Annotated in this window: 15 protein-coding genes; 1 reads left to right on the top strand and 14 read right to left on the bottom strand. The window is 60.8% G+C overall.

Going from position 1 to position 14,656, the window contains the following annotated elements; all coding sequences use genetic code 11:
* Positions 1–4: 4 nt before the first annotated feature.
* Entirely contained in the window at positions 5–1,285 is a 1,281-nt protein-coding gene (locus VFW72_RS07635; protein WP_329673687.1) for an alkaline phosphatase family protein, read from the bottom strand.
* Positions 1,286–1,381: 96 nt separating this feature from the next.
* On the opposite strand from VFW72_RS07635, the gene VFW72_RS07630 reads away from it, so the two are divergent.
* Positions 1,382–2,929 carry a methyl-accepting chemotaxis protein gene (locus VFW72_RS07630; RefSeq protein ID WP_329673686.1) on the top strand — a complete coding sequence of 516 codons (1,548 nt, stop codon included), beginning with the start codon at positions 1,382–1,384 and terminating at the stop codon, positions 2,927–2,929.
* Between the two features lie 24 nt (positions 2,930–2,953).
* Here the strand turns inward: VFW72_RS07630 and fliR are convergent, their stop codons facing one another.
* From fliR to fliF, 13 genes are all read right to left on the bottom strand, one after another.
* Positions 2,954–3,715, bottom strand: coding sequence for a flagellar biosynthetic protein FliR (fliR, locus tag VFW72_RS07625; protein WP_329673685.1), 762 nt, complete (start codon positions 3,713–3,715; stop codon positions 2,954–2,956).
* Between the two features lie 6 nt (positions 3,716–3,721).
* On the bottom strand, positions 3,722–3,991 hold the full coding sequence (gene fliQ / locus VFW72_RS07620) for a flagellar biosynthesis protein FliQ (protein WP_329673684.1): 270 nt from the start codon (positions 3,989–3,991) through the stop codon (positions 3,722–3,724).
* An 18-nt stretch (positions 3,992–4,009) separates the two neighbouring features.
* Positions 4,010–4,735: a flagellar type III secretion system pore protein FliP gene (gene fliP / locus VFW72_RS07615; protein WP_414638786.1), complete on the bottom strand. Its 726-nt coding sequence runs from the start codon at positions 4,733–4,735 to the stop codon at positions 4,010–4,012.
* Positions 4,736–4,773: 38 nt separating this feature from the next.
* Positions 4,774–5,118 carry a flagellar biosynthetic protein FliO gene (locus tag VFW72_RS07610; RefSeq protein ID WP_329673682.1) on the bottom strand — a complete coding sequence of 115 codons (345 nt, stop codon included), beginning with the start codon at positions 5,116–5,118 and terminating at the stop codon, positions 4,774–4,776.
* 11 nt (positions 5,119–5,129) lie between these two features.
* On the bottom strand, positions 5,130–5,600 hold the full coding sequence (gene fliN, locus VFW72_RS07605) for a flagellar motor switch protein FliN (RefSeq protein WP_329673681.1): 471 nt from the start codon (positions 5,598–5,600) through the stop codon (positions 5,130–5,132).
* Entirely contained in the window at positions 5,593–6,594 is a 1,002-nt protein-coding gene (gene fliM, locus VFW72_RS07600; RefSeq protein WP_329673680.1) for a flagellar motor switch protein FliM, read from the bottom strand. The genes fliN and fliM overlap by 8 nt, the downstream gene beginning before the upstream one ends.
* 41 nt (positions 6,595–6,635) lie before the next feature.
* Positions 6,636–7,256, bottom strand: coding sequence for a flagellar basal body-associated FliL family protein (locus VFW72_RS07595; protein ID WP_329673679.1), 621 nt, complete (start codon positions 7,254–7,256; stop codon positions 6,636–6,638).
* Between the two features lie 142 nt (positions 7,257–7,398).
* Entirely contained in the window at positions 7,399–8,775 is a 1,377-nt protein-coding gene (locus tag VFW72_RS07590) for a flagellar hook-length control protein FliK (protein ID WP_329673678.1), read from the bottom strand.
* A gap of 12 nt (positions 8,776–8,787) precedes the next feature.
* Complete coding sequence (fliJ, locus tag VFW72_RS07585) at positions 8,788–9,273, bottom strand: flagellar export protein FliJ (RefSeq protein WP_329673677.1); 486 nt, start codon at positions 9,271–9,273, stop codon at positions 8,788–8,790.
* A gap of 35 nt (positions 9,274–9,308) precedes the next feature.
* A complete protein-coding gene (fliI, locus tag VFW72_RS07580) occupies positions 9,309–10,736 on the bottom strand; it encodes a flagellar protein export ATPase FliI (protein ID WP_329673676.1) in 1,428 nt (475 codons plus the stop codon).
* A 2-nt stretch (positions 10,737–10,738) separates the two neighbouring features.
* Entirely contained in the window at positions 10,739–11,794 is a 1,056-nt protein-coding gene (locus VFW72_RS07575; RefSeq protein WP_329673675.1) for a flagellar assembly protein FliH, read from the bottom strand.
* Positions 11,781–12,797 carry a flagellar motor switch protein FliG gene (fliG, locus tag VFW72_RS07570; RefSeq protein ID WP_329673674.1) on the bottom strand — a complete coding sequence of 339 codons (1,017 nt, stop codon included), beginning with the start codon at positions 12,795–12,797 and terminating at the stop codon, positions 11,781–11,783. The genes VFW72_RS07575 and fliG overlap by 14 nt, the downstream gene beginning before the upstream one ends.
* A 2-nt stretch (positions 12,798–12,799) precedes the next feature.
* Complete coding sequence (gene fliF, locus VFW72_RS07565; protein WP_329673673.1) at positions 12,800–14,527, bottom strand: flagellar basal-body MS-ring/collar protein FliF; 1,728 nt, start codon at positions 14,525–14,527, stop codon at positions 12,800–12,802.
* Positions 14,528–14,656 lie beyond the last annotated feature (129 nt).

The following is a 14,656-nucleotide window of genomic DNA, read 5'->3' as shown; positions in this document are numbered from 1 at the left end:
CGCCTCAGGGAGCTGGCTTGCGAAACACCTCGGTGATGGGCTTGAGGTTCAAGGCCTCCAGTTCCGCCTCGCTGCCTGAGCCCTCCCGAACCTGATGGTATTGGCGAAAATCGGCGCGAAAGTTGTCGAGTGCGCCATGCAACCACAGCACGGTACTCAGTACATTGAGATGGTCAATGCGCTGGTCATACACGCCCGGCTTGACCCCCTCCCCCACAAACACCGTCGCAATGCGGTGGGTACCGACCAAATAGGGGTCGCCTTGAGCCTTGTCGGTGGAACCATCCTCATCGAAGGTGAGGATGAGCAAGCTGTTATGCGTCAGGGCCCATTGCGCATAAGCCCCCAGATTACGCTGTAGCCAACCGTCTGCGGCTTCAGCGCTGTTGCTGTGGGCGTCGTTTTGCTCGTTGGGCACCACGATCGACACCGACGGCAGCTGATCAAACCCCAACGGGCGCCCCTGCTCGTCTTTCACAAACCCCCGGAAGGCTCGCTTGAGAATCGGGTCTTGCGTCGGGTCGAAGCCCAGGTTCACGCTGACTGGCAGCACGTTATTGGCCAGATCGCCCTTGAGGCCACGCTCGCTGGCGGGGGCATTCTGGTCTGTCCAGTTGATGGCCGGGTTGTGCTTGCGGCGATACAAGTCGGTCAAGGCCCAACTCTGCTCACAGGGCACCAGCGAGCTGTCGGTGCCACAGTTCCAGCTTGGGTAGGGCAAGGATTCGCTGAAGCTGGCGAACGTGCCGCCCGTCTTCATGATGGCCGCGCCCAGATTGGGTGACGTGAAGGGCAGCCAGCGATTGGGAACGTTGTTGTTAGCGACACCGACCTTGCCTGCGCGAGGCACCCCCAGCAACCGCCCCTGCCGGTCACGCAAGGCATTGCCGCTGTAAGGCGAACGCTCGTCCACAAACCACGAGGGCAGCACCCCTTGATGATGAGCTGAAAACAGAAACAAGTAGTTGGGCTGACTCGGGCGCGTTGGCAGATTGGAGCCATAAGGCGTGCGCCCGAAATGCGACTGCGTGAACCGGGCCCCCTTGGCGGCCATCTGGTTGAAAAACGACCAGTTCGACCGCGGGTGATAGACCGGGGCGTTGCCGTCGGAGCGCTGCGCCGGCGTGGCTTCGTGGGCCGACAGGTTCTCCAGCACCACGATCACCGTGTGATCGGGCCGCCAGACCGGGGCTTCGCTGGCCAAGCTGATGCCGGAGCACATCAAGGAGCCCGAGATCAAGACAGATAGACCGACCGTGATGGTGCGAATCTGAAATAGTCGCATGCGCAATCCTGAAAAATCTGCAAAAGCGACTCAATTCTGAACGGAGTTTTCCGATAAGACGATCAGCGTTCAAAACAACCCAAGGTACAAGAACCCATGAATATGCTGAATCAGATCAAGATTGGGCCTCGACTCGCCTTGGCTTTCGGTTGTCTGCTCATTCTGATGGCCATCATTGCCGTAGCAGGTTGGCTTGGGGTCAATACAGTACAGGCGGGCCTCAAAACCGTCTACGAAGACCGCACCGTGGCTTTGGGTCAGCTCAGCGAAATCAACCGACTCATGCTGCACAACCGGATTCTGGTCAAGGAGATGCTCTCCCCGAATGCCGAACCACAGAACCCCGAGCGCCTACGCTCCCTGGCATCCAATATTGATGCGGTCTCCAAGCTTTGGAGCGAGTACGAGGCCACCTACCTGACACCGGATGAAGCGCAGATTGCGAAGGAATTCGCCGAAAGACGCCAGCAGTTCGTGAAGGAGGGGCTTGCTCCCACGCGCGATCTGGTTCTGGCGGGCAAATACGAGGAAGCCAACGCCGCGTATCAACGCACGCTGGCCCCGCTGGAAGACAAAGCCGAAGAATCGCTCAACCGCTTGCGCACCCTGCAAATCGAGGTAGCCAAGCAGGAATATGCCTCGGCCAACCAAGCCAAGGACAAGGCCGTCGCGATATCGGTTGCGCTCACCGTTGCCGCGCTCGGCCTGGGGGCGGTATTCGCCTGGCTGATCACCCGCAGCATCGTTCAACCCTTGAATCAGGCTGTCGCCATGGCCCAATCGGTCGCTTCAGGCAATCTCAGAGTGGCAGTCGACGCCCGGGGCGATGACGAGACCACGCAACTGTTGCTGTCATTGCAGACCATGGCACAAAGTCTGACAGACATCGTTTCGCAGGTCCGATTGAGCTCCGATTCAATCGCAACGGGCTCGACTCAAATTGCCATGGGCAATGCCGACCTCTCGCAACGAACCGAAGAGCAAGCATCGAATCTGCAGCAGACTGCGGCATCGATGGAACAGATCAATGTGACCGTCAAGCACAACGCGGACACGGCGCAAACGGCCAATCAGCTGGCCCAATCGGCCAGTGCGGCCGCCAGCAAGGGCGGTGAGGTGGTGTCCCGTGTCATATCGACAATGGATGACATCACTTCCAGCTCTCGGAAAATCGCCGAAATCATCAGCGTCATCGATGGCATCGCCTTTCAGACCAACATCCTGGCGCTGAACGCAGCGGTCGAATCTGCGCGAGCCGGCGAGCATGGTCGTGGATTTGCCGTCGTGGCGGGAGAGGTTCGCAGCCTGGCTCAACGCAGTGCGGAAGCGGCTCGCGAAATCAAAACCCTCATCAGTCAAAGCGTGGACAAGGTCGAATCAGGCGCACAGTTTGTGCAAGAGGCCGGATCGACCATGGACGACATCATGAATCAGGTCGAACGCGTGACCGAACTCATCAGCGAGATCGGCTCGGCCACACACGAGCAAACTCTGGGCATCGGCCAAGTGAGCGAGGCAGTCAGCCAGCTGGATCAAGTCACTCAACAGAATGCGGCGTTGGTAGAAGAATCTGCTGCTGCCGCTGAAAGCCTGAAACATCAAGCAGCCAAACTGGCTGACCTGGTGAGTGTGTTCAAGGTCTGACCGGCTTGCTTGAAGCCCGGCTTGTCACTGGAAATAGCCCAGCATACGCTCCAGCGCCATGGTCAATGGCATCTGCATCATGGGCAGGGTCAGCCACAGACCGGTCAGCCCCACGCCCAGCGTGACGGGAAAGCCCACAGAAAAGATGTTCATTTGCGAGGCCACGCGTGAAATCAGGCCCATGACCAGGTTGACCAGCGCCAGCATGGCCACCACGGGCATGGACACCCACAAGCCCAGCTTGAAAATCTCAGCCCCCCAGACCTGAGGCTGCACCACCGACAAGAAGGCCAGCGGCTGATTGGAAACGGGAAAGCTGGTGAAGCTTTGCACCAGGGCGGCTGTGAGCAACAAATGCCCATTCATGACCACAAACAACCAAGCGGCGCAGGTGCCGTAGAAACGGCTGACAGCGGTCGATTGCGTACCGCTCATGGGGTCGAAAAAGCTGGCGAAGTTCAAGCCCATCTGCAGGCCCACGATTTCACCGGCGAACTCGATGGCCGCGAACACCACGCGGGCAGCAAAGCCCATGGTCAGGCCAATGAGCACTTGCTGGGCAATGACCATGAACGCGTCGGGCGAGTTCACGGCCACATCGGGCATGGCTGGCAATGAGGGCTGTGCCGCCAGGACAATGAGCAGCGACAAAGCCAGGCGCACGCGGCGAGGAATCGACTTTTGCGACAGCACAGGGGCCGCCGTGAACAAACCCATGACCCGAAAGAAGGGCCACAGCCAGGTGGAGATCCAGGCCAGAACTTCGGCTTCGGAAAAACTGACCACGGTGGATCAGCCCACGACGTTGGGAATGGACTGCAAGACCTGCTGGATGTAGTCCACCAGGGTGCTCAGCATCCAGGGGCCGGCCACGGCCAAGGTGGCGAACGCGGCCAACAGCTTGGGCACGAACGACAAGGTCGATTCATGAATTTGGGTGGCGGCCTGAAACACACTGACCAGAATGCCGACTGCCAGCACCACCAGCAAGATGGGGGCACACACGGTCAGCAGCGTCAGCAAGCCATCGCGGCTGATGGTGAGGACTTGTTGAGGATCCATGACTCGCCTTTCTCAGCCTTATTGCACGAAGCTGGCTGCCAGCGAGCCCAGCAACATGTTCCAGCCATCGGCCAACACGAACAGCATCAGCTTGAACGGCAGCGCCACCATGACAGGCGACAGCATCATCATGCCCAGGCTCATCAGCACACTGGCCACAATCATGTCGATGACCAGGAAGGGAATGAAGATCAGAAAGCCGATCTGGAAGGCCGACTTCAACTCGCTGGTCACGAAAGCCGGCACCAGCACGCGGAACGGCACGGTCTCTGGTTTGACCTCGCCTTCGAGCTTGGCCAAACGGGTGAACAAGCCCAAGTCAGACTGACGAGTTTGCTTGAGCATGAACTGGCGCAAAGGGGCCTGACCGCGATCCAGCGCTTCAGTGAAGGTGATCTGGTTGGCAGCAAAGGGCTCGTAAGCTTGCTTGTAGACCTTGTCGAGGGTGGGCCCCATGACGAACAGGGTCAAGAATAAAGAAAGTCCGACGATAACCTGATTAGGGGGAGCAGACTGCGCACCGATGGCCTGGCGCATCAAACTGAGCACGATGACAATCCGGGTGAAGCCCGTCATCATCAGCAGCACAGCGGGCAAGAAGCTCAGCGCCGTGAAGAACAGCAGGGTTTGAATGGGCACCGAGTAGCTGGTGCCGCCAGCCCCCTGCCCGATCAACAACGGCAGGTTGCTGCCGCCGGGAGCCGCCTGAGCCATGGCCAGTGAACTGGTCAACAAGGCACCCATCCACAGGGCGTGGCGAGCAAGAGTGGTCGCACGCATGATCAGGACGCTCCCGTTCCACTGCGACGCAGCAGAGAAGCAAAGGCGGTTGCCGGACCGGCCACGGGGGCAGGCAAATCGGCCTCAGGCGCCATGGTGTGCAAGGTGGTGATGCTTTGCGCTGTCACGCCCAACACCAGCCAGGTACGTTGTTCGCCGGTGCCCACTTCCACGGTCACCACACGTTGCCCCGGCCCCAGATTGAACTGGCTGACCGGACGCACGTTCGACAGCACGCCAGCGCCCCCCCCTGTCACGATGCCGGAACGCTTGAGCATCCACAGCGACAAGGGAATCAGAGCAATGATGACCAGGAACCAGACCACGGTCAGACCAGTTGAGTGCATGGCGCCCCCGATCAACCGCCGCGGCTGAGGCGACGCATGCGCTCGGACGGCGTGACGATGTCGGTCAGGCGGATACCGAACTTGTCGTTCACCACCACGACTTCGCCCTGAGCAATCAGGAAGCCATTGACCAGCACATCCATCGGCTCGCCGGCCATGGCATCGAGTTCCACCACCGAACCTTGCGCCAGTTGCAGGATGTTCTTGATGGGGATGCGCGTGCGCCCCAACTCCACGGTCAACTGAACCGGGATGTCGAGAATCATGTTGATGTCGTTGCCCGCACCGGTCGCATTGGAAGGACCGAAATTGGCAAACGACGCCGGCATCATCTGGTCGCTGAGCTGGCTGGCCGACCCAGCACTGGACTCGGGAGCAGCGGAGGACGCCTGCTGCGCCAGAGCGGCTTCCCACTCTGCCGCCATGGCGTCTTGTTCATCGGCTCCACCGCCTTCTGGGGGAAATTCTGCGGGATCAGACATTTTGGTCTCCAAGCCAACCGGTGTGTCCGGTCGTCAACAGCTTGTCTATTTTTAGCGCGTAGCGACCGTTCGAGTTGCCGTAATAGCAGTCGAAAACAGGCACTCCATCGACTTTGGCCTGAATGATTTTTTCCAGATCGAGCTCAATGAAATCACCTGGCTTGAATGCCAGGAGCTGCTCTACCGTGGCGGGCGCATGCGCCAACTCCGCCACCAGATTGACCTCGGCAGACTGGATTTGCTGTGTCAGCAACTTGACCCAACGGTGATCGGGCTCAGCCGAATCGCCCTGAATGGTCGAGAACAACACATCGCGAATCGGCTCGAGGGTCGAGTAAGGAATACAGAAGTGAATGGTGCCGCTGGTGTCACCAATTTCCAGGGTGAATGAGCAGCACACCACGATTTCGCTCGGCGTGGCCACCGTGGCGAACTGGGGCTGCATTTCCGAACGCTGGTAATCCAGCTCAACCGGGTAGATGCCGTGCCAGGCGCGCTTGTATTCAGCCGCAATCACCTCGATCAGACGGGTGATGATGCGTTGCTCCGTCGCGGAGAAATCGCGACCTTCGATACGAGTATGGTACTTGCCAGCGCCACCAAACAAGGCGTCGATCACCGCAAACACCAAGGTCGGGTCACACACCACCAGGCCCGAGCCGCGCAGCGGCCTGATCGACATGATGTTGAAGTTCGTGGGCACCACGATTTCACGCAGGAAGGCGCTGTATTTCTGCACCTTGATGCCACCCACCGAGACTTCGGGCGACTTGCGAATGAAGTTGAACAGGCCCACGCGAATGTTGCGCGCAAACCGCTCGTTGATGATTTCCATGGTGGGCATGCGCCCACGGACGATCCGCTCCTGGTTCGCGATGTTGTAGTCGCGAATGCCCTCTATCGGCTCGTCGTCCGCTTCCAACTTCTGGCTTTCGCCAGTGATGCCTTGCAAGAGGGCATCAACTTCGTCTTGCGAAAGAATTTGCTGGTTCATGGCCTGTCAGACTTCTAGGACCGAGGAAAAGCAGAGACAAATCACTGCACGATGAAGCTGGAGTAAACGACTCGCTCGATGGGGTTGTAAGACTCCACCTTCTTCTTTTTCTTCTTCTTTTTCTTGGGCGGATTGGCGGCGTCTTCCGGCAAGTCTTCCTCGGGCTCTTCCACCTCGTAGCCCATGGCACGAGCGGCAGCGCGCTGAATTTCCTCGGCCATCTTTTGCTTGCCTTCCAGGCTCAGCAGCTCTTCCGAGGTCTTGTGCGACAGGATCAGGATGATGCTGTCCTTGATGGCAGGCATGTAGGCCTTCATCTCGTCAGCGATCTTGGGGTCATCCACCTGCAGGCTGATGCCCACCTGGGCATAGCGTTCGGTGTCCTTGTCGGCCAGGTTGACCACGAATGGGTCAAGGGGGACGAAGGTGGGTGGGTGTTTGGGGTCGCGATGCGGCTTTTCAGGCTTCTTGACCTCTTCGGCCACAGCCTCGCCGTCTCCCTCGGCTGCCGCGTCGTGCGACTTTTTCTTCATGATGAAGTAAGCCGCACCGCCACCGCCCAGCAACAACACCAGGACGGCCGCGGCAATGATGATGATGAGCTTCTTGGGCCCCTTCTTGGGGGCTTCGCCTTCAGCGGGTGCGGCGGGAGCTGCTGACATTCGCTTTCTCCTAAATTTCTCGGGGTCGACCCGGCTTTGCCAGGTTGATCCCCATGAGAGGATTATTCGAAGTCAGGCGAAAGACGAAGAATCAATAAACCGGGTGAAACACACGTGATTCTTCGTCCGGGCACGAGTGGCCTCAGGCGTACAGGTCCAAACCACCCTTTTGGGTCAACCTGGCGACCGAAATGGGGCGACCCATAGGTTCTTCGGACATTTCACCGACTCGATTGATGCGGGTTTCCCCAGCCCCACGGCTGGAACCGTCTGATTGGCCAAACGACTGGTTGAAACCGTGCTGCGCTGTCTGGGAAGACACGCCACCGCCGGTCAGGCTCAGACCGACTTCGTCGAGCTTGCTGGAGAGCATCGACAAACTGGCCTCGATCGCCTTGCGGGTTTCCTGTGCGGCTGCCGCAAAATCAACCTGGGCAGTCTGCCCGTCTATCGCAATGCGCACGTTGATCGGGCCCATCTCCGCGGGGTTCAAGTGCAACTCGGCGGTCATGGGGCCGTCGTCTTGCGCCTTGCTGACGAACAGGCGTACCTTGTCAGCCAGCTCATCGGCGAATTGGGGGGAAGTCACCGGGGTCGACAACGTTTCGGTGACATGCTTGCCGACGTTCGCGCCCCCCTCGGACCGGGTCAACTGCTGAGTCTGGGCTGCAGCCAGGCCGGCCAGCGGGTCCGTACCCAGCCCCTCCGTCCTGGCCTCGCCCTGCAAGGCACTCTGCAAGGACAACTGCGCCATGCTTTGGGCGGCTTGCCAGCCACCAATGTCAATGCCACCGTTGGCTTCTGCTTTGCCTTGCCCCAGATGGGCCGCGTCTACGCCACCGCGTCCCGACAGGAACGCTTGAAGGGCCGCCACGCTGGCGTTGTTGCCGTCACGGCCCTCAGATTTTCCCAGGCCTGCTTCCTTGGCATCGGCTTGCGCCAGCGCCAACTTCGCATCCGACTGCGCCAGGCCATTGAGCCAGGCCATCATCGAGGCGGGGTCGCCGCGTTGAATATCCTGCGGAGGCTGCAACTCCCGAACCACGGCAGAGCCCTCGCCCATCGCCGTGGCGAAATGCACCTCGTCGGAATCGGCTTCCTCCCGCGGGGCTTCCTCGGCACGGTCGGCCTTGCTGGCTGCAGAGGTCTGATCCTTATTCGGCGCTTTCGCGACCTGTGGCTTGGCAGCGGGTTGCTCACTGCGACGAGCCCCGGCCGGATTGGCTGGTTTGTCGGCGTGGTGCGCCTCAACGTGAGCCCGTTGCGTCATCTGTTGAGCAGCGACCGAGGCCTTGACCTGAGCCGGCACGACCTTCGTCGACTGGTTGAGCGAGTCGGCCGACGCCGTCGAGTTCGAGTGACGCTCCAGCCATTTGGAGAAAGCCGCTTTCTGCTCCTCCTTCATGGCGCCGCCTTCCTGACCATTCATGCGCGACACAAGGTCGTTGATGATGGTGGCGCTGGCGTTGGAGCCTGTGGTCAGAACATTCATCGCGGTCGGTTTGAGTTGCGCGTTCATGGCGACTCCTTATCAAATCGAGTTGGGCGAGGCTGGATGCCCACCCGCAGACAGCCCATGGACATTGCCGCGGCCGGCACGTGAAGCCATCTCATCGGTGGCCTTCTGTTCCTGACGGCGCTGAATCAGAGCCGCCTCCTGCTGACGTCGCTCGATGAGTTGCCCCACGGCGATGACCTTTCGCTCCCGCTCAATCAGCAACTCCCGGCAGCGTTCCATGTACTGGCGGGTTTGCTCGACCTTGCGGTCTTGCTCCGAGACGGCATCTGCCAGTCTCTGCATGAATTCCTGATAGCAACGAATGATTTCCATCCCGCCCGACTGTCGGAACTGCGACTGCCAGCGGGTCTGGTATTCCTGGCGCCAGTCATGCAGCGATTGCGCCTGCTGGCGTGCGGCCTCGTGGGTACGACGCGCGGCTTCCATTTCGGACTTGGCATCGTCGCGCGCCTTCTCGGCACCTTCGAGAACCAACAACAGTGGCTGCAATGCACTCATGTCTGACTACTCCTGACTGGGGTGATTCGTGGCCATCATTGATGGACAATGTGGCTCAACTGATCGACGCTGTCAGCGAGATGAGCGGGTGTATGCATGTCTTGTTGAAGCAATCGAACCATCTCAGGATGGATTCGAACAGCCTGATCGAGCTCGCCATCGTGGCCCGGAACGTAGGCGCCCAGCTGAATCAGATCCTTGGCCTTGCTGTACTTCGACCACAGCTGGCGGAAGCGACGCGAGTCTTCAATATGGCGCTGCTCGGCCACGTTGTGCATGACACGGGAAGCCGAGCGCTCGATGTCGATGGCGGGGAAATGGCCCGATTCGGCCAGTTCGCGTGACAGCACGATGTGACCGTCCAGAATGGCGCGCGCCGCATCGGCGATCGGGTCCTGCTGGTCATCGCCTTCCGACAGCACGGTGTAGAACGCAGTGATCGAACCATGGCCATTGAGGCCGTTGCCACTGCGCTCGACCAGTTGAGGCAGCTTGGCAAAGCATGAAGGTGGATACCCTTTGGTGGCAGGCGGCTCGCCAATGGCCAGGGCAATTTCACGTTGGGCCATGGCATAGCGGGTCAGCGAGTCCATCAGCAGCAGCACATGCAGCCCCTGATCGCGGAAGTGCTCGGCAATGGCCGTGGCGTAGTTGGCGCCTTGCATCCGGGTCAGTGGGGGCGCATCGGCAGGCGCAGCCACCACCACCGAGCGGGCCAGGCCTTCCTCACCCAGGATGTCTTCAATGAATTCCTTGACTTCGCGGCCCCGTTCGCCAATCAGGCCCACCACGATCACGTCGGCCTGGGTGTAGCGGGCCATCATGCCCAGCAACACCGATTTACCGACACCCGAACCGGCAAACAAACCAATTCGCTGTCCACGGCCCACCGTCAGCATCGAGTTGATGGCCCGCACCCCGGTATCCAGGGGCATGCGCACAGGGTCACGGTCCATCGCGTTGATGGAGCGCCGCACCAGCGGCTCATTTCTCACATGGTGCAAAGGACCACCGCGGTCCATGGGCTGACCTTCGGCATTGATGACGCGGCCCAGCAACCCGCTGCCAATCGGCAAATGGCGGGTGCGGTCTTCGCTGCGACGCCAGGGGTGGTTGGGGCGACCCAGAATGGGCGGATTGATGGGAATGGTGCGAGGCACCACACGGGCGCCGCTCGACAGACCATGCACCTCGGCCGTGGGCATCAGAAAGGCACGATCGCCGGTGAAGCCCACCACCTCAGCCAGCACTGGCGTGGACTCCATTCGGGTCTCGGAATGGATCTCGCACACGGCGCCCACCGGCAGGCGCAAGCCTGCGGCCTCCAGAACCAGGCCAGCGACCTTGATCAGCTTGCCTTGGCTTTCCAGCGGCATGACCGTGCCAGCGCAGGTGTCCATGTCATCGAGGAAGCGGCTCCAACGATCCGCGCCGGTTACCGTTTCACGGGCTTGAATGGGCATGTTCATACTGCTTCACCCTTGTGCGTATCAATGCCAACGATGGGTTCGTCGTCTTCGTCTTCCAACTCAACCATGGGCGTGGGCGTGGCGGGCTCACGGCCGTCGTTCCAGGGGGCTTGATGCCCCATGGCAGCGGCGGCGCGCTCCCAACGCGCCTCCACCGTGGCGTCGACCACGGCGATGTCAGACTCGACCAGACAGCCACCACGTGTGATGGCTGGATCCGCCACCACACGCGCTCCGCGCGCTTCCAGCACTTCCGCCAGTTGTCCTTGAGACAAGGCGAAATCCTCTGGATGCAAGCGAAGCACGATCTGGCGCGCCGAGGTCAGCAAGGCGCTCAAAGCCTGCTCGGCCACATCCACCACCACCTCGGGGTTCTGGTGCAATTCGGCGCGAACCACCTGTCGGGCCAACTCCAGCGCCACACCGGCAATGCGGCCAGCCAATTGCTGCTCCAGCGCATCCAGCCGCTTGTGAAAATCGCTGGCCAGCGCCCCCACATGGTCATTCATGTAAACGGCGATCTGGGCGGCCTGGGTCTGCTTGTAGCTTTCCAAAGCCGCCAGGCCATTGCGATAGCCATCTTGGTAACCCGATTGCCGAGCCTCGTGAATCAACTCGTCCACGCTGGGGCCTGCTGGCACAGCGGGCTCCGCCTGAGCTGCGGGCTCCGGCTCCTCTCCAGGCACGCCACCCACAACCGGGCGTCGAGGCACTGGGCGTGGCGGCTGCTGCGCGGCCGTGGGCGCCTCTGGGCGAGCACGCTTGGCTGCCGCTGGGGCTGCTTGGGGTTGGGGCTGAGCTGGAGGCTGAGTGGCAGCGGGTCCAGGTCGACCGAAAGGGTTGACTTCGGCAGCGGCGCGCTCGGCCAAAGTGGGCTTGCGCACACCACCGGCTCCTTCCGGAACGGCGCGGTTGCTTGGTGCCACAAAGGTCTCTGGGTTCCAGGCTTGCACCCGCCCCAGTTCTTCCTTGGGAATGAAGCGCGAGTAGGGGTTGCTGCCCCCTCCTCCACCCTGCCCGCCGGGAGGCTGGCCTGGCTTAGACGTACTCATCGTCGCCTCCGCTGCTCAACACGATCTGACCTTCGTCTGCCAGACGACGCACGATCTTGAGCAATTCCTTCTGCTCGGCTTCCACTTCGGACAGCTTGACCGGGCCACGCGACTCCAGATCTTCGCGCAACGTTTCGGCCGCACGACTGGACATGTTCTTGAACACCTTCTCGCGAATTTCGGGGGAACCGCCCTTGAGCGCGATGATGAGCGACTCGGTCTGCACTTCCTTGAGCATGGTCTGGAAGCCCTTGTCGTCCAGCTTGATCAGGTCGTCGAAGGTGAACATGTTGTCCATGATCTTCTGCGCCAGATCGGAATCGGCTTCGCGGATGTAGTCCAGCACCGAGGTTTCCAGGCTGGTTCCCATCAAGTTGATGATTTCCGCCGCAGGCTTGACACCGCCCAGCGAGGCCTTGCGTACCTGGGCCCCACCCGCCAGCACGCGAGACAAGACTTCGTTCAGGTCCTTCAGTGCGGCGGGCTGAATGCCGTCGAGGGTCGCAATCCGCACCATCACCTCATTACGGTGACGCTCGGTGAAGGACTTGAGTACCGACGACGACAGATCGGGATCGAGGTGAACCAGAATGGCCGCCACAATCTGCGGGTGTTCGTTGCGCAGCAGCTCGGCAATCGAGGTGGGATCCATCCACTTCAGGCTTTCGATGCCGGTGACATCGCTGCCCTGAATGATGCGGTCGATCAGCAGGTTGGCCTTGTCTTCGCCCAGTGCCTTGCGCAACACCGCCTTGATGTACTCGTCGGTATCGGGCACCAGAATGCCCAGGTCGGTCGAATCGTTGGCGTAGCGACTCAGCACCCCTTCCACACGATCACGTGGCACCGACTTCAGTCGGGCAATCGTTTCGCCCAGGGCCTGCACTTCCTTGGGCTCCAGGTGCTTGAACACCTCGGCCGCTTCTTCTTCACCGATGGACATCAGCAAGATGGCTGCGTCCTCAATGTTCTTGTCTTCGAGATTTGCTACGGAACTGGGCATGATCAGGCCTCCGTCATCCAGCTACGCACCAGGGTCGCCATGGCTGCGGGGTTTTCCTTGGCCAGGTTCTTGGCGCTTTCCAGGCGGGCGTCCGACATCGGTGCCTCCAGGGCCGGCACCGCGCGGCCATCTGGCCCACGCACCATGCCGGGCGGCAGTTCATCCATGGATGGCAACTCATTGTCATCATCCACCACGGCGCTCAGCTTGGCTACCTCGGGTTCAGCCTGAGGCTCGGGGCGAGCCGCCTTGATCGCAGGGCGAATGGCGCCAAACACCACGATCAAAGCCGCCAGCGTCAGGGCGCCAGGCACGGCCAGGGTCCGCAGCACATCCATCGTTTCCGGACGCTGCCAGATCGGGGTGTTGTCAGGCTCTTCCTTGACCACTTGGAAGGGCGTGTTCACCACCTTGACCGAATCCCCCCGCTGCTGGTCGAAGCCCACCGTCTCCTGAACCAGGGCGGTCAGCTTGTCGAGCTCTTCCTGAGGAATGGGCTGGGTGGTGGTCTTGCCCTTGGCATCGGTGGTGGTCCGGTGGTTGATCACCACGGCGGCATTGATGCGCTTGATGGTGCCGGTGGCATTGCGGGTCACCCGCACGGTCTTGTCCACCTCGAAATTGGTCACGGCCTCGCGGCGATTTGAACCGCCTGTGGTGGTGCCCTGTGCAGCTTGCAGCGGCTGCGACGCGCCATTGATGGGCGCCGTAGCCGGTACAGGGGGCTGGTTGCTCATGGCACCCGGAATGCCCGAAGGCTGAGTGCTACCGGGGCCGGACTGCTCCGAACTCTGCATGCTGCGCACGGCAGCCGGGTTCTGCCCCTGATTGGGCTTGTATTCCTCAGCGGTGGACTCAGTCTGATTGAAATCCACGTCGGCATTGATCTGGGCACGGAAGTTGTCCTTGCCCACCACCGGCTCCAGAATGTCGCGAATGCGTTGCAAATAGCTGGATTCGATCTGGCGCACATATTGAAGCTGTTGCGCATCCAGGCCGCTCTGGTCTGTCCCCTCAGCCTGACCAGACAGCAAAGCGCCGCTTTGGTCCAGCACGCTCACAGCCTTGGGCGACATCTCGGGCACGCTGGACGACACCAGGTGCACGATGCCGGCAATTTGTGCGCGGTCCAATGTGCGGCCAGGGTACAAGGACAGCACCACCGAGGCAGACGCTTTCTGCTGTTCGCGGAAGAACCCGTTCTGATTGGGCAAGGCCAAATGGACGCGAGCGCTCTGCACGCCGGCCAAAGTTTGAATCGAACGAGTCAATTCGCCTTCCAGACCCCGCTGGAAGTTCAAGCGCTCCTGAAACTGAGTCACGCCGAACTTCTGGTTCTCCATCAACTCGAAACCGGTCACAGACCCCTTGGGCAGGCCGGCCGCCGCCAGCTTCAGACGAATATCGTGCACCTTGTCAGCCGGCACCATGATGGCCGCCCCGCCATCGGTGTGCTTGTAAGGCACATTCATTTGCTGCAGTTGAGCCAGAATCGCGCCGCCATCCTTGTCGGACAGGTTGGCGTACAGCACCCGGTAATCGCCTTCACGCCCCCACATCATCATGGCCACGAAGATGGCGATCAGGGCTGCGATGCCGCCGCCCAGCATCACCTTCCGTTGCGCAGGCAACGCGTTCAGCCGCTGGACAAAACCCTGGGGCTGGCTTTCGGCCACCCCGTTAGCGGGGGCGACGGCGACATTTTGAGGTTGTGCGACAGTGACTTCCATGGGCGTTCGGTGCGTAGGGCCGCGCACCGATATGACACGATGCCGCAAACCCGCGGTAACGTCCTCATTATTCGGAAGGGAGTCGGGGAAAAATGCCGGGAACAGCGACTGAAATGCCGCCTTCTTTCC

Origin of the sequence: Aquabacterium sp., assembly GCF_036273115.1 — a bacterium.
Taxonomy (GTDB): Bacteria; Pseudomonadota; Gammaproteobacteria; order Burkholderiales; family Burkholderiaceae_C; genus Aquabacterium.
The sequence above is the reverse complement of the archived record's forward strand: the minus strand, read 5'-3'. Positions and strand labels throughout refer to the sequence as shown.

Coding starts and splice junctions, on each gene's coding strand:
- VFW72_RS07610 (WP_329673682.1), bottom strand. CDS start 5,118: ATGCACTCAACTGGTCTGACCGTGGTCTGGTTCCTGGTCATCATTGCT.
- VFW72_RS07590 (WP_329673678.1), bottom strand. CDS start 8,775: ATGAACGCGCAACTCAAACCGACCGCGATGAATGTTCTGACCACAGGC.
- fliQ (WP_329673684.1), bottom strand. CDS start 3,991: ATGGATCCTCAACAAGTCCTCACCATCAGCCGCGATGGCTTGCTGACG.
- fliI (WP_329673676.1), bottom strand. CDS start 10,736: ATGCCCATTCAAGCCCGTGAAACGGTAACCGGCGCGGATCGTTGGAGC.
- fliP (WP_414638786.1), bottom strand. CDS start 4,735: ATGGGTGCCTTGTTGACCAGTTCACTGGCCATGGCTCAGGCGGCTCCC.
- fliM (WP_329673680.1), bottom strand. CDS start 6,594: ATGAACCAGCAAATTCTTTCGCAAGACGAAGTTGATGCCCTCTTGCAA.
- fliG (WP_329673674.1), bottom strand. CDS start 12,797: ATGCCCAGTTCCGTAGCAAATCTCGAAGACAAGAACATTGAGGACGCA.
- VFW72_RS07635 (WP_329673687.1), bottom strand. CDS start 1,285: ATGCGACTATTTCAGATTCGCACCATCACGGTCGGTCTATCTGTCTTG.
- VFW72_RS07630 (WP_329673686.1), top strand. CDS start 1,382: ATGAATATGCTGAATCAGATCAAGATTGGGCCTCGACTCGCCTTGGCT.
- fliJ (WP_329673677.1), bottom strand. CDS start 9,273: ATGAGTGCATTGCAGCCACTGTTGTTGGTTCTCGAAGGTGCCGAGAAG.
- VFW72_RS07595 (WP_329673679.1), bottom strand. CDS start 7,256: ATGTCAGCAGCTCCCGCCGCACCCGCTGAAGGCGAAGCCCCCAAGAAG.
- fliN (WP_329673681.1), bottom strand. CDS start 5,600: ATGTCTGATCCCGCAGAATTTCCCCCAGAAGGCGGTGGAGCCGATGAA.
- fliF (WP_329673673.1), bottom strand. CDS start 14,527: ATGGAAGTCACTGTCGCACAACCTCAAAATGTCGCCGTCGCCCCCGCT.
- VFW72_RS07575 (WP_329673675.1), bottom strand. CDS start 11,794: ATGAGTACGTCTAAGCCAGGCCAGCCTCCCGGCGGGCAGGGTGGAGGA.